Annotated in this window: 15 protein-coding genes; 8 read left to right on the top strand and 7 right to left on the bottom strand. The window is 59.0% G+C overall.

Translation table 11 applies throughout. From position 1 onward, the window contains the following. Nucleotides 1-129: 129 nt before the first annotated feature. From AAEZ06_RS00645 to AAEZ06_RS00635, 3 genes are all read left to right on the top strand, one after another. A complete protein-coding gene (locus tag AAEZ06_RS00645; RefSeq protein ID WP_149410978.1) occupies nt 130-600 on the top strand; it encodes a nuclear transport factor 2 family protein in 471 nt (156 codons plus the stop codon). A gap of 36 nt (nt 601-636) precedes the next feature. Further along, nucleotides 637-936, top strand: a complete 300-nt coding sequence (locus AAEZ06_RS00640; protein WP_149410979.1) for a GIY-YIG nuclease family protein — start codon at nt 637-639, stop codon at nt 934-936. Between the two features lie 85 nt (nt 937-1021). Continuing rightward, complete coding sequence (locus tag AAEZ06_RS00635) at nt 1022-1957, top strand: glutathione S-transferase family protein (protein ID WP_149410980.1); 936 nt, start codon at nt 1022-1024, stop codon at nt 1955-1957. An 876-nt stretch (nt 1958-2833) separates the two neighbouring features. On the opposite strand, the gene AAEZ06_RS00630 is transcribed toward AAEZ06_RS00635, so the two are convergent. Both AAEZ06_RS00630 and yejK read right to left on the bottom strand, forming a co-directional pair. Further along, the gene (locus tag AAEZ06_RS00630; protein ID WP_149410981.1) at nt 2834-3184 is read right to left on the bottom strand and encodes a glutaredoxin family protein; all 351 of its coding nucleotides are present in this window, start codon (nt 3182-3184) and stop codon (nt 2834-2836) included. Then, entirely contained in the window at nt 3184-4188 is a 1005-nt protein-coding gene (gene yejK, locus AAEZ06_RS00625; RefSeq protein ID WP_149410982.1) for a nucleoid-associated protein YejK, read from the bottom strand. The genes AAEZ06_RS00630 and yejK overlap by 1 nt, the downstream gene beginning before the upstream one ends. Before the next feature lie 395 nt (nt 4189-4583). On the opposite strand from yejK, the gene AAEZ06_RS00620 reads away from it, so the two are divergent. Next, nucleotides 4584-4865 carry an HU family DNA-binding protein gene (locus tag AAEZ06_RS00620; protein WP_133099761.1) on the top strand — a complete coding sequence of 94 codons (282 nt, stop codon included), beginning with the start codon at nt 4584-4586 and terminating at the stop codon, nt 4863-4865. Nucleotides 4866-5031: 166 nt separating this feature from the next. Here AAEZ06_RS00620 and rlmF read toward each other — a convergent pair whose 3' ends face one another. The 5 genes from rlmF to AAEZ06_RS00595 all read right to left on the bottom strand — a co-directional run bounded on the left by rlmF (nt 5032) and on the right by AAEZ06_RS00595 (nt 11750). Continuing rightward, a complete protein-coding gene (gene rlmF / locus AAEZ06_RS00615) occupies nt 5032-6054 on the bottom strand; it encodes a 23S rRNA (adenine(1618)-N(6))-methyltransferase RlmF (protein ID WP_350612449.1) in 1023 nt (340 codons plus the stop codon). Between the two features lie 180 nt (nt 6055-6234). Further along, the gene (locus AAEZ06_RS00610; RefSeq protein WP_350612447.1) at nt 6235-9081 is read right to left on the bottom strand and encodes a valine--tRNA ligase; all 2847 of its coding nucleotides are present in this window, start codon (nt 9079-9081) and stop codon (nt 6235-6237) included. Between the two features lie 188 nt (nt 9082-9269). Next, complete coding sequence (locus tag AAEZ06_RS00605; protein ID WP_149410985.1) at nt 9270-9659, bottom strand: DNA polymerase III subunit chi; 390 nt, start codon at nt 9657-9659, stop codon at nt 9270-9272. Nucleotides 9660-9666: 7 nt separating this feature from the next. Then, nucleotides 9667-10095, bottom strand: a complete 429-nt coding sequence (locus tag AAEZ06_RS00600; protein WP_149410986.1) for a DNA polymerase III subunit chi — start codon at nt 10093-10095, stop codon at nt 9667-9669. Between the two features lie 164 nt (nt 10096-10259). Continuing rightward, entirely contained in the window at nt 10260-11750 is a 1491-nt protein-coding gene (locus tag AAEZ06_RS00595) for a leucyl aminopeptidase (RefSeq protein WP_350612444.1), read from the bottom strand. 282 nt (nt 11751-12032) lie between these two features. On the opposite strand from AAEZ06_RS00595, the gene lptF reads away from it, so the two are divergent. The 4 genes from lptF (at nt 12033) to lepB (ending at nt 17036) form a co-directional block, all read left to right on the top strand. Then, the gene (gene lptF, locus AAEZ06_RS00590; RefSeq protein ID WP_149410988.1) at nt 12033-13151 is read left to right on the top strand and encodes an LPS export ABC transporter permease LptF; all 1119 of its coding nucleotides are present in this window, start codon (nt 12033-12035) and stop codon (nt 13149-13151) included. Then, nucleotides 13144-14223 (top strand): LPS export ABC transporter permease LptG, encoded by a 1080-nt coding sequence (gene lptG, locus AAEZ06_RS00585; protein WP_149410989.1) that lies wholly within the window; start codon nt 13144-13146, stop codon nt 14221-14223. The genes lptF and lptG overlap by 8 nt, the downstream gene beginning before the upstream one ends. A 153-nt stretch (nt 14224-14376) precedes the next feature. Beyond that, nucleotides 14377-16176 (top strand): translation elongation factor 4, encoded by a 1800-nt coding sequence (gene lepA, locus AAEZ06_RS00580; protein WP_350612441.1) that lies wholly within the window; start codon nt 14377-14379, stop codon nt 16174-16176. A 5-nt stretch (nt 16177-16181) separates the two neighbouring features. Continuing rightward, nucleotides 16182-17036 carry a signal peptidase I gene (gene lepB / locus AAEZ06_RS00575; protein WP_149410991.1) on the top strand — a complete coding sequence of 285 codons (855 nt, stop codon included), beginning with the start codon at nt 16182-16184 and terminating at the stop codon, nt 17034-17036. Nucleotides 17037-17081 lie beyond the last annotated feature (45 nt).

The following is a 17081-nucleotide window of genomic DNA, read 5'->3' as shown; positions in this document are numbered from 1 at the left end:
GCGCCTATGCTCGCAGTTGCGGCATGGTGCCTTATGGCCTTACCCGCGGCATTCCCGCCATAAATGCCGATAGTGTTCCAGGTGCTTGCGCACTATCTTACGTAGCCGCCACCCTTTCGGAGCCTGCCCATGAGCGACGCCCATAACGCCCTGATCACTGAGTTCTACAGCGCTTTGCAGCGGTTGGATGCTGAGGCCATGAGCGCTTGCTACACCGATGATGTGGTGTTCAGCGATCCGGCATTTGGCGAGTTGTGCGGGCGAGATGCAGGGGATATGTGGCGCATGCTGACCACACGGGCCAAGGATTTTTCCCTGACCTTCGACGGGGTACATAGTGATGAAATCACCGGTAGCGCCCATTGGGTGGCGACGTATCTGTTCAGCCAGACCGGCAATACAGTGGTCAACGTCATCCAGGCGCGCTTTGTCTTTCGCGATGGCAAGATCTGCGAACACCACGATCACTTCGACTTGTGGCGCTGGTCCCGCCAGGCTCTCGGTACCAAGGGCCTGCTGCTGGGTTGGACGCCGCTGGTGCGCAATGCGGTGCGTGCCCAGGCGTTGAAAGGGTTGAAGGCGTTCCAGGCCAGTCGTTGATAAGATTGGCGCTCTTTTCGTTTGCCAGAACAGTCTGTGAATAGTCCTTCTACCTGTGCTGAAGTTGAGCCAGCAGCGCCCAAAACGTGGTTCGTCTACTTGGTGCGCGCAGCCAATGGCTCGCTGTATTGCGGGATCAGCAATGATCCGCTGCGCCGCTTTGCCTCGCATCAGAGCGGCAAGGGCGCACGGTTTTTTCTCTCCAGCCCGGCGGTGGCGCTGGTCTACACCGAGGTTTGTTCCAGCAAGAGCGAAGCCCTGCGTCAGGAGCGGCTGATCAAAAAGCTGAAAAAAAGCGCCAAGGAATGCCTGGCGGCCAGTGGCTTATCAATTTGACTGATAAGTTCCCATCAGGCAGATGGGTAGGCTGTCTGGTTTTCTCACGCTAAGCTGCAAGTCCACTCGTTTAGCGGATTCCAGCATGTCTGAGTTGATTCTTCACCATTACCCGGCATCCCCATTCGCGGAAAAAACTCGTCTGATGCTGGGCTTCAAAGGCCTTTCCTGGCGGTCGGTGCATATCTCGCCAGTGATGCCCAAGCCCGATCTGACCGCCCTGACCGGTGGCTACCGCAAAACCCCGGTGTTGCAGGTTGGGGCCGATATTTACTGCGATACCGCGATGATTGCCCAGCGCCTGGAACAGGCAAAAGCCACCCCGGCGCTCTTTCCTGAAGGCCAGGAGATGATTACCCAGACCTTTGCTGCCTGGGTCGATTCGGTGGTGTTCGCCCATGCCGTCAGCCTGGTGTTCCAACCTGAGTCGGTGGCGGTGCGCTTTGCCAAGTTACCGCCGGAAGCGGTCAAGGCATTTGTCGCCGACCGGACCGCGTTGTTCTCCGGTGGCGCGGCCGTCCGTGTGCCTGCCGAGCAGGCGCGCCATCAATGGCCAGCCATTATGGCGCGCCTGGAGCAACAGTTGCAGCGTGAGCAGGGGGACTTCCTGTTTGGCGAACCGTCGATTGCCGACTTCGCCATGGCGCATCCGTTGTGGTTTCTCAAAGCGACGGCCGTGACATCGCCTCTGGTCGACGTTTATCCCGCCGTATCTACCTGGCATGCACGGGTCATGGGGTTTGGCCATGGTTCGGCGACTGAAATGAGCGCCGAGCAAGCCCTGGAGGTGGCACGAAACGCCACGCCAGCAGCATTGCCGGATGAGTTGTTCGAAGAGCCGAATGGCTTCAAGGCCGGCCAGCAGGTAACCATCGCTGCGACCGACTATGGCGTCGACCCTGTGGCGGGTGAGTTGATGTTCGCCGGTCGCGAGGCGTTGATCCTGCGCCGTACCGATGAGCGTGGCGGCACAGTGCATGTGCACTTTCCACGATTCGGGTTTCGCATTCAGGCTCAGTAGGCAGGCGGTTTAATGTAGGCGCTGGCTTGTCGGGTCGTCGCATAGGGATCTATGTATTGTTGCGGACAGGATTCTGGGGTTGTGGGCAATAGGTTGGGTTGGGCTGGGTGGGTACATATCCGTTATTTTGGTTGGGGCTGATTAGGGTTACGCCCTTACGGCGTGTCACTTTCGAAAAGCCGGAATGCCGGCCCAGACGAAAGTAACCAAAGCGCTCTTGCCCCACCACTCGGTGCCTCGCTTAGGCTCGGCATGCCTTCTCTGCGGCATTGCTCCGTGGGCCGCCGCGATGGGCCATCCTTGGCCCAGCGCGGCTAAACCGGCGTCCTGCCGGTTTACCCACGGATCAATGCCTGCGTTCAGCCAGCGTGGTTTAACGGGGCGCCTTAGATCAAAAGCAAAAGCACGGCGGCCTGGTAGCCGACCTGAGTGGTGAAAAGCAAGAGCAGATCCCATGCCCACTGCCCACTGTAGGAGCGAGCTTGCTCCGGGCGGCGTTCCGACGATGGTCGTTAACGATGACATGGGCTTCCTGGATGAATGCGGTGCCCTCAGGTTCTTCGCGAGCAAGCTCGCTCCTACAGAGAAGCGGATCGACCCCGGCACTAGCTTTTGCTCTGCTTTTGATCAGGCTCTGGATCTGCCTGCCCATAAAACCAGAGGCCGAACGCAGGTATTGCGCAGTGGGTAAACCGGCAAGGATGCCGGTTTAGCCGCGCTGGGCCAGGGGGTAACCCTAAGCCGCCGTTACCGCAGCAACGGATATGTACTCAAACCTGCCCCAAAATATCAGCATCAACAACCTCAAGAGAGGTGTAGATACCAACGGCCATCGCAGGCAAGCCAGCTCTCAGACAAATCCGTGTGCGGCTCTGGTTATTTGAGCGCCGCCATGATCGCATCCGGGTTGTAATCGCGAATCAGCGTGCCATTCACGTCCACAAACGGAATCCCACCACCGCCCAGGGCCTCATAGGCCTTGCGCGCCTGGGCGTCCTTTTCGATATCGACGACCTTGTAGGGAATGCCCTTCTGATCGAGAAAACGTTGTGTCTGCTTGCAGTAGCCGCACCAGTCGGTGGCGTACAACACCACCTTGGCGTTGACCCTGACCTGCTCTGACACTACCTGCGATGGGTTGAATACCCGCTCGATCTTGCCCCAGTTCTGGAAAACCACAACCACCAGCAACACCAGCAGAACTTTCTTCAGCGCACCACCCAGCATCAGTTACGGCGCTTGAGCTGGTCAGTCAACTGGGTCGGCAGGCCCTTGATGATCAGGGTGCCAGCGGCTTCGTCGTATTCGATCTTGTCGCCCAGCAGGTGCGCTTCAAAGCTGATGGACAGGCCTTCGGCGCGCCCGGTGAAGCGGCGGAACTGGTTAAGGGTGCGTTTGTCGGCCGGGATTTCCGGCGACAAGCCGTAATCCTTGTTGCGGATGTGATCGTAGAAGGCTTTCGGCCGTTCTTCGTCAATCAGCCCCGACAGTTCTTCCAGGCCCATGGGCTCGCCAAGCTTGGCCTGGCTGCTGGCGTAGTTCACCAAGGTCTTGGTTTTCTCGCGAGCGGATTCGTCCGGCAGGTCTTCGCTTTCAACGAAGTCGCTGAAGGCCTTGAGCAGGGTGCGGGTCTCGCCCGGGCCGTCGATACCTTCCTGGCAGCCGATAAAGTCGCGGAAGTACTCCGAGACCTTTTTGCCGTTCTTGCCCTTGATAAAGGAGATGTATTGCTTGGACTGCTTGTTGTTCTGCCACTCGGACACGTTGATCCGCGCAGCGAGGTGCAGTTGGCCCAGGTCCAGGTGGCGCGAGGGCGTCACGTCCAGCTCATCGGTCACCGCCACGCCTTCACTATGGTGCAGCAGGGCGATGGCAAGGTAGTCGGTCATGCCTTGTTGATAGTGGGCAAACAGCACATGGCCGCCGACGGAAAGGTTGGACTCTTCCATCAGCTTTTGCAGATGCTCGACCGCCACGCGGCTGAACGCAGTGAAATCCAGGCCACCGTCGAAATATTCCTTCAACCAGCCGCTGAACGGGTGCGCGCCCGACTCGGCATGGAAAAACCCCCAGGCCTTGCCTTGTTTGGCGTTATAGCTCTCGTTGAGGTCGGCAAGCATGTTCTCGATGGCAGCCGACTCGGCAAGCTCGGAGTCGCGGGCGTGGAGAATTGCAGGGGTGCCGTCGGGTTTTTTGTCGATCAGGTGGACGATGCAATGACGGATCGGCATAGGCTTCTCGGCTGGTTGAGTGGGAGTGGTTGGCCTCCCGGAAAAAGTCGCCAGTGTACCGCACCCGCTGGTCGCGGCGGTGTCCGAAGGGTACTTCGGGAGTCGTCCGACGACCCATATGTGTTTTTTTCACGATTTAGAACGATAAAGCTGACCAAATGGGTAGGTAGAGGCGGATATTTCCCCGTCTCTGTGCTAGTTTTGCCCCGTCTTACGCGATGTCTCGGCGTTAAGCGTGCATTCAGCATTTGTCAGGTCGAACCAAACCCCGTTTCAGGCATCTATAACCCCGATCTTCGTGGTTATAGCCTCGGGTGCCAGGCCTTACGGTCGGGCTCGATGGCTGACACTGCACTCTGCAATCCACATGAATTTGATAGGGAAGGAACACCACAATGGCTATTACTAAAGACCAACTGATCGCTGATCTGGCTGAAGCTGTAGACGCACCGAAAACTACCGTGCGCGCACTTCTGGACCAACTGAGCCAGATCGTTGCTGACCAGCTGGAAAACGGCGGCGAAATCACTCTGCCAGGCGTTGGCAAATTGAAAGTGACCGAGCGTCCTGCCCGTACTGGCCGTAACCCTTCGACTGGCGCTGCCATCGAAATCGCTGCAAAGAAAGTTATCAAGCTGGTTGTGGCCAAAGGCCTGACCGACTCGATCAACAAGTAAGACGCAGCAAAAAAAACCGTGCTCCGGAGCGATCCGGGCACGGTTTTTTGTTGCCTGCGATTTTGTTTTAACTGTAGACGCGAGGGGGACGCCTAGTTCTTGCTCGTGAAAAACGCCAGGATAGCGCGGGCATTCCGGAGAAGCGCGGAGCCCTTGCTCCTTGGGTTTAGTCTTTACGGGCCCAGCGCTGACGCCAGGTCTGCTGCTCGGATTTGGTCTGGAAGGTCCAGGCAACGAAGCGGCTCTGTTTCTGCCCCTGAGACATTTCCACCACCTGGCTTTCCAGCACTCCGGCCTTTTTCAGCGCGGTCTGGATTGCTGGCAGGTTGGATGCTTTTGATACCAGGGTGCTGAACCACAACACCTTTTGCTGGAAGTTCGCGCTCTCGGCGATCAACTGCGTGACAAACCGTGCTTCGCCGCCTTCACACCACAATTCGGCCGATTGGCCGCCGAAATTGAGCACAGGCAGTTTGCGTTTCGGGTCGGCCCGGCCCAGGGCGCGCCATTTGCGCTCGCTGCCTTTGGTCGCTTCATCCATGGAGGCATGGAACGGCGGGTTGCACATGGTCAGGTCAAAGCGCTCGCCCGGCTCCAGCAGGCCCAGCAGGATGTGCTTGGGGTTGCTTTGCAGGCGCAGTTGGATGGACTTGTTCAGCCCGTTGGACTGCACAATGGCCTTGGCAGCGGCCACGGCTGTCGGGTCGACTTCCGAACCGAGGAAGTGCCAGCGGTAATCGCTATAGCCGATCAACGGGTAGACACAGTTGGCGCCCATGCCGATGTCCAGCACCTTGACCGGCGCGCCACGGGGGATCACGCCCTCGTTGACGCTGGCCAGCAGGTCGGCCAGGAAGTGTACGTAGTCGGCACGCCCAGGAACCGGTGGGCACAGGTAATCAGCCGGGATATCCCAGTGATTGACGCCATAGAAGGACTTGAGCAACGCCCGGTTGAACACCCGCACCGCATCTGGGCTGGCGAAGTCGATGCTTTCCTTGCCGTAGGGGTTGAGGATCACGAACTTGGCCAGTTCTGGCGTGGTCTTGATTAGCGCCGGGAAGTCGTAACGGCCCTGGTGGCGGTTACGCGGGTGCAGGCTGGCCTTTTCCCGTGGAACGACGGCCTTGGCCGGGGTTACGGGTTTAGGCTTCTTGCGCGGTGCTTTGGGTGTGCTGGGGGTGGTCATGGCTGCGTCGATTCTGGGTTTGCTTCAAGAGTGGCGGGTATTGTCACACATTCCAGGGTCGATTTCGGTCAAATGTGGGAGCCTGCTCCCACATTGATCGGGTTTTCAACAGGAAATATCGGTGTTCTGCCGGGCCAAAAAAAAGAGACCCGAAGGTCTTTTTTTTACACGGGCTCCACCTTACAGGCTGGAAATCCGCGCATGTTGTTCCGCCAACTTGCCCAACGCCTGTTCGGCTTCGGCCAGCTTGGCGCGTTCCTTGTCGATGACTTCAGCCGGAGCCTTATCAACGAAGGCAGCATTGGACAACTTGCCGCCAACCCGCTGCACTTCGCCTTGCAGACGCAGGATTTCCTTGTCCAGGCGCGCCAGCTCAGCCGCTTTGTCGATCAGGCCGGCCATGGGCACCAGCACTTCCATCTCGCCTACCAGTGCGGTAGCCGACAGCGGTGCTTCGACGCCAGCCGCTAATACGGTGATCGATTCCAGCTTGGCCAGCTTCTTGAGCAGTGCATCGTTCTCGGTGAGGCGACGCTGATCTTCGGCACTGACGTTCTTCAGGAACAAGGTCAGCGGCTTGCCAGGACCAATGCTCATCTCGGCGCGAATGTTGCGGGTGCCGAGCATCAGCGTCTTGAGCCATTCGATATCGTCTTCAGCCGCCTGATCAATGCGCGCTTCGTTGGCCACCGGCCAAGGTTGCAGCATGATGGTCTTGCCTTCGATGCCAGCCAGCGGCGCCAGGCGCTGCCAGATTTCCTCGGTGATGAACGGCATGAACGGATGGGCCAGGCGCAGTGCCACTTCCAGAACGCGCACCAGGGTGCGACGGGTGCCACGCTGACGTTCGATTGGCGCGTTCTCGTCCCACAGCACTGGCTTGGACAGCTCCAGGTACCAGTCGCAATACTGGTTCCAGATGAACTCGTACAAGGCCTGGGCGGCCAGGTCGAAGCGAAACTGGTCGAGTTGGCGGGTCACTTCGGCTTCGGTGCGCTGCAGCTGGGAGATGATCCAGCGATCCGCCAGGGACAGCTCGACTTCTTCGCCGTTCTGTCCACAGTCTTCGCCTTTATCCAGTACGTAGCGGGCGGCGTTCCAGATCTTGTTGCAGAAGTTGCGATAGCCTTCGACGCGGCCCATGTCGAACTTGATGTCGCGACCGGTGGACGCCAGCGAGCAGAAGGTAAAGCGCAGAGCGTCGGTGCCGTAGCTGGCAATGCCGTCGGCGAACTCGTCGCGGGTCTGCTTTTCGATCTTTTTCGCCAGTTTTGGCTGCATCAGGCCCGAGGTGCGTTTTTGCACCAGGGTTTCCAGGTCGATGCCGTCGATGATGTCCAGTGGGTCAAGGACGTTGCCCTTGGACTTGGACATCTTCTGGCCCTGGCCGTCGCGTACCAGGCCGTGGACGTACACGGTCTTGAACGGTACTTGCGGCGTGCCGTCTTCGTTCTTCACCAAGTGCATGGTGAGCATGATCATCCGGGCGACCCAGAAGAAAATGATGTCGAAGCCGGTAACCAGCACGTCGGTGGAGTGGAATTTTTTCAGGAACTCGGTCTGCTGCGGCCAGCCCAGGGTGGAGAAGGTCCACAAGCCCGAACTGAACCAGGTGTCCAGTACGTCGTTGTCCTGTTGCAGCGCAATGTCCGGGCCGAGGTTGTGCTTGGCCCGCACTTCGGCTTCGTCGCGGCCGACGTAGACCTTGCCCGACTCGTCGTACCAGGCCGGAATGCGGTGGCCCCACCACAGCTGGCGGCTGATGCACCAATCCTGGATGTCACGCATCCACGAGAAGTACATGTTTTCGTACTGTTTAGGCACGAACACAATACGGCCGTCTTCCACTGCCGCAATCGCAGGTTCAGCCAGAGGCTTGGTGGAGACATACCACTGGTCGGTCAGCCAAGGCTCGATGATGGTGCCGGAGCGGTCGCCTTTTGGCACTTTCAGGCCGTGGTCGTCGACGCTGACCAGCAGGCCCGCTGCTTCGAAGGCTGCAACTATCTGCTTGCGCGCTTCAAAACGGTCGAGGCCGGCGTATTGGGCCGGGATCTTGCCGTCGATGCTTTCGTTTAGTTTGCCGTCGAGGTTGAACACCTGACAGGCCGGTAGTACAGCGGCGTTTTTGTCGAAGATGTTCAGCAGCGGCAGGTTGTGGCGCTTGCCGACTTCATAGTCGTTGAAATCGTGGGCCGGGGTGATTTTCACGCAGCCGGTGCCGAATTCTGGGTCGCAGTAGTCGTCAGCAATGATCGGGATGCGACGGCCAACCAAAGGCAGGTCGATGAACTTGCCGATCAGTGCTTTATAGCGTTCGTCTTGCGGGTTCACGGCCACGGCGGCGTCGCCGAGCATGGTTTCCGGACGAGTGGTAGCGACGATCAGGTAGTCGTTGCCTTCGGCGGTCTTGGCGCCGTCGGCCAGCGGATACTTGAGGTTCCACAGGAAACCTTTCTCGTCGTGGTTTTCCACTTCAAGGTCGGAAATCGCCGTGTGCAGCTTGGTGTCCCAGTTGACCAGGCGCTTGCCGCGGTAGATCAGGCCGTCTTCATGCAGGCGCACGAAGGCTTCTTTCACAGATTCCGACAGGCCGTCGTCCATGGTGAAGCGCTCGCGGCTCCAGTCGACGGACGAACCCAAGCGACGAATTTGACGGCTGATGTTGCCGCCGGATTGATCTTTCCATTCCCAGATTTTTTCCAGGAATTTTTCGCGGCCCAGGTCGTGACGGCTCTGGCCTGCGGCTTCCAGTTGGCGTTCCACCAGCATCTGGGTGGCGATGCCGGCGTGGTCGGTGCCCGGTTGCCACAGGGTGTTGCGGCCCTGCATACGGCGGAAGCGGATCAACGCATCCATGATCGCATTGTTGAAGCCATGGCCCATGTGCAGGCTGCCAGTGACGTTCGGTGGCGGAATCATGATGGTGTAGGCATCGCCCGCGCCTTGCGGAGCGAAATAGTTCTCGGACTCCCAGGTCTTGTACCAGGAAGTTTCAATAGCGTGCGGCTGGTAGGTCTTATCCATGCGCGGCGGGACCCTAGTTGGCATTTATTCAGGAAAGCCGACAAGTATAACGGGGGATAGGGGAGAGGGGTAGGAGCGAGCTTGCTCACGAAAAACCTGAGGGCGGCGCGTTCATTCTGAACGCCCGCGTTATCGTTCACGACCTTCGTCGGAACGCCGCAGGAGCAAGCTCGCTCCAGGGGAACTGCTTAATTTTGATACTGGCTGAGCAACCGCTCCATTCGCGCATCCAGCCGACGCTTGATCTCGGTTTCGATATGCGGGGCGAAGTCGTCGATCACGTCCTGCATGATCAACTGCGCCGCGGCGCGCAGTTCGTTGTCCAGGTGCAGCAGAAGGGCGTCGGGCGTTTTTTCGGCAGCAGGTTCGGGTACCGCTTGTACAGCAGGCGTTTCGACAGGCTCTGGCGCGACAGGTTTGCCACCGACCATATCGAGCAACAGGGGAATTTGTACGTCGCCAGTGACGGCATCAGTCAAAAGCGGCGGCTGCAGATTGTCTTCACCGAGCAACTGGCGGATCGACTCAAGGTCATCCAGCAGATGGTCAGACGTTTTTAGCGGGTTTGGAGTGTCCATCGTGTGCTCAGAGTCGCTGTAACCGGTGATCTTGCAGAGAATAGCCCTGTTCGCGATAGAAGCGGAAACTCTCCCGCGCGGCCTGACGAATAGCTGGGTCTTCCACCACCACTTCTGCCACACGGGCGAAACCCTTGGCGAAGGCCGGTACTTTCAGGTCCAGGTTGACCAACAGGTCATGATGATCGCCGCAGCTATCTCCCAAGCCAAGTACTACCAGGCCATCGGGCTCTGATTCGGCGGGCCCATGAGGCACGAAGCTTTCGCCCTTGAAGCGCCACAGGCGGGCGTCAAGGTCATCACGCTGGGCGGCATCGATGCAATGCAGGTAAATGCGGTGGCCCATGCGCCAGGCTTTTTCGGTGAGTTTGCAGGCAAAGTCCAGGCGTGCCGAAGGATCGGCGCTGGGCAGGATATAGAAGTCGACTTGGGTCATTGCGGTTCCTGAACCCTGGCCGGCTAGTATGGAGCCGACCCGGGAATTGTAGGAGCGAGCTTGCTCGCGAAAAGCCTGAGGGCGCCGCGTGCATTCAGAATGCCCGCGTCATCGTTGACGATCTTCGTCGGAGCGCCGCCCGGAGCAAACTCGCTCTCCAGGGCTTAGGCCTTGGCGCGATCCAGCAGGTATTGGGTCAGCAGGGGCACCGGACGGCCAGTGGCGCCCTTGTCCTTGCCACCGCTTGTCCAGGCCGTGCCCGCGATGTCCAGGTGGGCCCAGTTGAAGTTCTTGGCAAAGCGCGACAGGAAGCAGGCTGCCGTGATGGTGCCGGCTTTTGGGCCGCCGATGTTGGCGATGTCGGCGAACGGGCTGTCCAGCTGCTCCTGGTACTCATCGAACAGCGGCAACTGCCAGGCGCGGTCGTCGGCTTGCTTGCCGGCGCTGAGCAGTTGCTCGATCAATTCGTCGCTATTGCCCAGCAGGCCCGAAGTGTGGGAGCCCAGGGCAACGATGCACGCACCGGTCAGGGTGGCGATGTCGATCACCGCTTGTGGCTTGAAGCGTTCGGCGTAGGTCAGGGCGTCGCACAGCACCAGGCGGCCTTCGGCGTCGGTGTTGAGGATTTCCACGGTCTGGCCGCTCAAGGTGGTGACGATGTCGCCCGGACGCGCTGCGCCGCCGCTTGGCATGTTCTCGGCGCAGGCCAGGATGCACACCAGGTTGATCGGCAGCTTGAGTTCGAGCACGGCGCGCAGGGTACCGAAGACACTGGCGGCGCCGCCCATGTCGTACTTCATCTCGTCCATGCCCAGGCCAGGCTTGAGGCTGATGCCACCGGTGTCGAAGGTGATGCCTTTACCCACCAGGGCGTACGGCTTCTCGGATTTCTTGCCGCCGTTGTATTGCATCACGATCAGGCGTGGCGGCTGGTCGCTGCCCTGGCCCACGGCGTAGAACGAGCCCATGCCCAGTTCCTTGATCTTCTTCTCATCGAGGACTTCGACTTTCAGGCCCTTGAATTCCTTGCCCAGCGCCTTGGCTTGTTCGCCGAGGAAGGTTGGGTGGCAGATGTTCGGTGGCAGGTTACCCAGGTCACGGGTAAACGCCATGCCGCCGGCGATGGCCTGGGCGTGGGTCACGGCGCGTTCAACTTCCGCCTGGGCGGCCTTGATGGTCAGCAGGGTGACTTTCTTCAGGGCACGGGGTTCGGTTTTCTGGCTCTTGAACTGATCGAAGACGTATTCGCCGTCCAACAGGGTTTCTGCCAGCAGACGGGTCTTGCCGTAGCTGTCGCGGCCCTTGACCACGATTTCGTCCAGTGCCAGTGCTGCATCGCTGCCGCCCAGGCCCTTGAGGGTATTGAGAATGGCGCTGATGACCTTGCGGAACGGACGGTCGCCCAGTTCGGCGTCCTTGCCCACGCCCACCAGCAATACGCGGTCGGCTTTGAGGTTAGGCAGGCTCTGCAGCAACAGACACTGGCCGACCTTGCCGGCCAGGTCGCCGCGCTTGAGCACGGCGCTGATGGCGCCACCGCTCAGTTCGTCCAGTTGTTTGCCGGCAGCGCCAAGCTTGCGGCCTTCGCCGACGGCGACCACGAGGGTGGCGGTTTTCAACGTTTCGGGGCTAACGCTTTTTACAACCAGTTCCATTTTCGGGTCCCTTATAAAGGTCAGTGAGCCTGGAGTCTGTACTCCGGCTTATAAGCTTGGCGGCCTGTAGGCCGCCTGCGACAAAGGCCGCAGTTTGAACCTCGCGGTCTTCGCCTGACAACCCTTGCCGGCAGCTTTGTGCGCCTGCTTGAGCATGTGCAGTGACAGGCGCGGACAATCCCATGATAATGCGTCATCTTTTTAGCCGGCCCGTGCCAATGGGTCGACTCGTTATACTTGCTTGTTTGGCCGCCTTAGCCTGACAACCCTGGAGTGTCTGGTTTGATCGTCTTCCGTTATCTGTCCCGCGAAGTCATGTTGACCCTGAGTGCCGTAAGCGCGGTATTGCTGGTCATCATCATGAGTGGTCGCTTCGTTAAATACCTGGCCCAGGCTGCCTCGGGCGCCCTTGATCCGGGCTCGCTGTTCCTGATCATGGGCTTTCGCTTGCCGGGTTTCCTGCAGCTGATTTTGCCGTTGGGCCTGTTTCTCGGGATTCTGCTGGCCTATGGCCGGCTGTATCTGGAAAGCGAGATGACCGTGCTCTCGGCCACCGGCATGAGCCAGCAGCGTCTGCTGGCCATGACCATGGTCCCGGCCACCGGCGTCGCTTTGGTGGTGGCCTGGCTGAGCCTGAGCCTGGCCCCCCAGGGCGCCATGCAGTTCCAGTTGCTGCTCAATAAACAGGACGCCATGACCGAGTTCGACACCTTGGTACCGGGTCGCTTCCAGGCGCTCAACGATGGTACTCGGGTGACCTATACCGAGACGTTGAGCGACGATCGCGCGAACCTGGGTGGCGTATTCATTTCCGAGAAGCGCCTGAGCCAGGACAAGAAAGACCGTGGTATTTCTGTGCTGGTAGCTGACTCGGGCCGCCAGGAAGTGCGCCCAGACGGCAGTCGCTACTTGATTCTGGAAAACGGCTATCGCTACGACGGTAACCCTGGCCAGGCGACTTATCGCGCCATTAAGTACGACACCTACGGCGTGATGCTGGCCAAGCCGGATATCAGCAGCGAAGTCACCGACCGCGACGCCATCCCGACCCTCGACCTGATCGGCAATAAGGAGCTGCGGGCCACCGCCGAGCTTCAATGGCGCCTGTCGTTGCCGCTACTGGTGTTTATCGTGACCCTGATGGCCGTGCCGCTGTCGCGCGTCAATCCGCGCCAAGGGCGCTTCCTCAAGCTGTTGCCGGCGATCTTGCTGTACATGGCTTACCTGACGATCCTGATTTCCGCCCGTGGCTCCCTGGAGAAAGGCAAGCTGTCGCCGACCCTGGGCTTGTGGTGGGTTCACGGAATCTTCCTGGCGATTGGGCTGTTGCTGCTTTATTGGGAACCGTTGCGGTTGAAGATGGCGAGTCGCCGCAGCATGAAGGAGTTGGCTCGTGGTTAAGCTCGACCGCTACATAGGTAGCAGCGTACTGATCGCAATCCTCGCGGTACTGGGGATTATTCTGGGACTGGCGTCGTTGTTCGCCTTTATCGACGAAGTCGGCAGTGTCAGCGACACCTACACTGTGACTGACGTGCTGAGCTATGTGGCGCTGACGGCGCCTCGTCGTCTCTACGACATGATGCCGATGGCCGCGCTGATCGGTTGCCTGATCGGCCTCGGTAGCCTGGCCAGCAACAGCGAGCTGACCATCATGCGCGCGGCGGGTGTTTCCATCGGTCGCATCGTCTGGGCGGTTATGAAGCCGATGCTGGTGTTGGTGCTGGCCAGCGTCCTGGTCGGTGAGTATGTGGCGCCACCTGCTGAAGCGCTGGGTCAGGCCAATCGCGCCCTGGCCCAGGGCTCGGGTGATGCCCAGAGCTCCAGGCACGGCCTCTGGCACCGCCAGGGTGATGAATTTATCCACATCAACGCCGTACAGCCTGGCGGCTTGCTGATTGGTGTCACCCGTTATCACTTTGATAAAGAACGGCACATGTTGTCGTCCAGCTTTGCCAAGCGCGCACAGTTCGGCCAGGATCACTGGCAGTTGACCGACGTGACCACCACTTACTTTCGTAATGTTGGCATGGGCACCCAGGCCAGCACTGAAGTGATCAATGTGCCGACAGAGCGTTGGGACATTGCCTTGAGCCCGCAACTGCTCAATACCGTGATCATGATCCCGGAAAGCCTGCCGATCACCGGTTTGTGGGGCTATATCCACTACCTCAAGGATCAGGGCCTGAACAACGGCCGCTACTGGCTGGCGTTCTGGGTCAAGGTATTGCAACCGGTAGTGACGGCCGCCCTGGTGCTGATGGCGATCTCCTTTATCTTCGGCCCGCTGCGTTCGGTAACCCTCGGTCAGCGTGTATTCACAGGCGTACTGGTGGGCTTTACCTTCCGTATCGCCCAGGATTTGCTGGGGCCGTCGAGCCTGGTTTTCGGTTTCTCACCGTTATTCGCGGTGCTGGTGCCGACCACTATCTGCGCCTTGGCCGGGTTCTGGCTGTTACGCCGAGCCGGTTGATCCTGCGCTTATGAACAAAAAAATGCCCCGATTGCGAGATCGGGGCATTTTTGTTCTTGGTCACTGTTGGTGACGTCACGCCCGGGCATCAGGTACAATTCCCGGCTATTTTTCAGCGGGCAGTCTGCCTGCAGCCTTTTTGAGTGTTGATCCGTGAGTGATTTGAGTCATATCCGCAATTTCTCCATCATCGCCCACATTGACCATGGTAAGTCGACGCTGGCCGATCGATTCATCCAGATGTGCGGCGGCCTTGCCGAGCGTGAAATGGAAGCCCAGGTACTGGACTCCATGGACCTCGAACGCGAGCGCGGGATCACCATCAAGGCCCACAGCGTTACTCTGTATTACACCGCCCGCGATGGCATCAAGTACCAACTGAACTTCATTGACACCCCAGGCCACGTTGACTTCACCTACGAAGTCAGCCGGTCGCTGGCGGCCTGTGAAGGCGCGTTGCTGGTTGTAGACGCGGGGCAGGGCGTGGAAGCCCAGTCCGTGGCCAACTGCTACACCGCCATCGAACAAGGCCTGGAAGTCATGCCGGTGCTGAACAAGATCGACCTGCCACAGGCCGATCCAGACCGCGTGAAAGAAGAAATCGAGAAGATCATCGGTATCGATGCCACCGATGCCGTCGAGTGCAGCGCCAAGACCGGCCAGGGCGTCGACGAAGTGCTCGAACGCCTGGTTCACACCATTCCCGCTCCTACCGGCAACTACGAAGATCCGCTGCAAGCGTTGATCATCGACTCCTGGTTCGACAACTACCTGGGCGTTGTTTCCTTGGTACGCGTGCGCCACGGCCGTGTGAAGAAGGGCGACAAGATCCTGGTCAAATCCACCGGCAAGATCCACCTGGTGGACAGCGTTGGTGTATTCAACCCGAAACACACCGCGACCGTTGATCTGAAAGCTGGTGAAGTAGGCTTCATCATCGCCGGCATCAAGGACATCCACGGTGCGCCGGTCGGCGACACCCTGACCTTGAGCTCCACCCCTGATGTCGACGTGCTGCCGGGCTTCAAACGCATCCAGCCGCAGGTCTACGCCGGCCTGTTTCCGGTCAGCTCCGACGACTTCGAAGACTTTCGCGAAGCGCTGCAAAAGCTGACCCTCAACGACTCGTCGTTGCAGTACACCCCGGAAAGCTCCGATGCCCTGGGCTTTGGCTTCCGTTGCGGCTTCCTCGGCATGCTGCACATGGAAATCATCCAGGAGCGCCTGGAGCGCGAGTACGACCTGGACCTGATTACCACGGCGCCAACGGTTATTTTTGAGCTGTTGCTCAAAACCGGTGAAACGATTTACGTTGATAACCCGTCCAAGCTCCCGGATCTGTCTGCCATCGAAGACATGCGCGAACCGATCGTGCGGGCCAATATTCTTGTGCCGCAGGAACACCTGGGCAACGTTATTACCCTGTGTATCGAAAAGCGTGGCGTGCAGCACGACATGCTGTTCCTCGGTACCCAGGTGCAAGTGACCTACGATTTGCCGATGAACGAAGTGGTCCTGGACTTCTTCGACCGTCTCAAATCCACCAGTCGCGGCTATGCTTCGCTGGATTACCATTTCGATCGTTATCAATCAGCTAATCTGGTGAAGCTGGACGTGCTGATCAATGGTGACAAGGTCGATGCCCTGGCGCTGATCGTGCACAAGGAAAACGCGCACTACAAAGGTCGCCAGTTGACCGAGAAGATGAAAGAACTGATTCCGCGCCAGATGTTCGATGTCGCGATCCAGGCCGCCATTGGCGGGCAGATCATTGCACGGACCTCCGTCAAAGCTCTCAGAAAAAACGTACTGGCCAAATGCTATGGCGGTGACGTCAGCCGCAAGCGCAAGCTGCTTGAAAAGCAAAAGGCCGGTAAAAAACGCATGAAGCAAGTGGGCAACGTGGAAATTCCACAAGAAGCCTTCCTTGCGGTGCTCAGGTTGGATAGTTAGGTCCTATGTCACTAAATTTCCCGCTGTTGCTGGTCATCGCCGTTGCCGTTTGCGGTCTATTGGCGTTGCTCGATCTGCTTTTCTTCGCCCCGCGTCGGCGGGCGGCTATCGCGTCCTATCAGGGCAGCGTCAGCCAGCCCGATGGCGTGGTCATCGAGAAACTCAACAAAGAGCCGCTGCTGGTTGAATACGGCAAGTCGTTCTTCCCGGTGTTGTTCATCGTGCTGGTGTTGCGTTCGTTTCTGGTGGAGCCGTTTCAGATTCCTTCGGGATCGATGAAGCCGACCCTGGATGTGGGTGACTTCATCCTGGTGAACAAGTTTTCCTACGGGATTCGCTTGCCGGTGCTCGACAAGAAAGTGATCGAGATCGGTGATCCGCAACGCGGCGATGTGATGGTGTTCCGCTACCCAAGCGACCCGAACGTCAACTACATCAAGCGTGTGGTGGGCCTGCCGGGTGATGTGATTCGCTACACCAGCGACAAGCGCCTGTTCGTCAACGGCGAGTCGGTGGCGGAAAAACTGATCGGTTCCGAACCGAACACCTTGGGCAGCGCCGAGCTGTACCAGGAAAAACTCGGAGTGGTAGAGCACGAGATCCGCAAGGAAATGAGCCGCTACCGTTCCCCGCCCGACAATCAATGGACAGTGCCTGCAGGGCATTACTTCATGATGGGCGACAATCGTGACAACTCCAATGACAGCCGCTACTGGGACGATCCGAACATTCCCAAGGAGCTGCTGGGCATGGTCCCCGACCAGAATATCGTCGGCAAGGCCTTTGCGGTCTGGATGAGTTGGCCGGAACCCAAGCTCAGCCACCTGCCGAACTTCTCGCGGGTGGGGCTGATCAAGTAATCCATGCGGCGCTGTGAACACAGCGCCGAATGCTTTTCTGGGCCT

Source organism: Pseudomonas sp. HY7a-MNA-CIBAN-0227, from assembly GCF_040310325.1.
Lineage (GTDB): Bacteria > Pseudomonadota > Gammaproteobacteria > Pseudomonadales > Pseudomonadaceae > Aquipseudomonas.
Note: the sequence above shows the minus strand (reverse complement) of the source record. Positions and strands in the feature narration are given on the sequence as shown.

Bases quoted from the DNA above. Each gene is read 5' to 3' on its own strand.
- AAEZ06_RS00630 (WP_149410981.1), bottom strand. From the start codon at position 3,184: ATGCTGGGTGGTGCGCTGAAGAAAGTTCTGCTGGTGTTGCTGGTGGTT.
- AAEZ06_RS00600 (WP_149410986.1), bottom strand. From the start codon at position 10,095: ATGACCCAAGTCGACTTCTATATCCTGCCCAGCGCCGATCCTTCGGCA.
- AAEZ06_RS00620 (WP_133099761.1), top strand. From the start codon at position 4,584: ATGGCTATTACTAAAGACCAACTGATCGCTGATCTGGCTGAAGCTGTA.
- AAEZ06_RS00635 (WP_149410980.1), top strand. From the start codon at position 1,022: ATGTCTGAGTTGATTCTTCACCATTACCCGGCATCCCCATTCGCGGAA.
- yejK (WP_149410982.1), bottom strand. From the start codon at position 4,188: ATGCCGATCCGTCATTGCATCGTCCACCTGATCGACAAAAAACCCGAC.
- AAEZ06_RS00595 (WP_350612444.1), bottom strand. From the start codon at position 11,750: ATGGAACTGGTTGTAAAAAGCGTTAGCCCCGAAACGTTGAAAACCGCC.
- AAEZ06_RS00605 (WP_149410985.1), bottom strand. From the start codon at position 9,659: ATGGACACTCCAAACCCGCTAAAAACGTCTGACCATCTGCTGGATGAC.
- AAEZ06_RS00645 (WP_149410978.1), top strand. From the start codon at position 130: ATGAGCGACGCCCATAACGCCCTGATCACTGAGTTCTACAGCGCTTTG.
- lepB (WP_149410991.1), top strand. From the start codon at position 16,182: ATGTCACTAAATTTCCCGCTGTTGCTGGTCATCGCCGTTGCCGTTTGC.
- rlmF (WP_350612449.1), bottom strand. From the start codon at position 6,054: ATGACCACCCCCAGCACACCCAAAGCACCGCGCAAGAAGCCTAAACCC.
- AAEZ06_RS00610 (WP_350612447.1), bottom strand. From the start codon at position 9,081: ATGGATAAGACCTACCAGCCGCACGCTATTGAAACTTCCTGGTACAAG.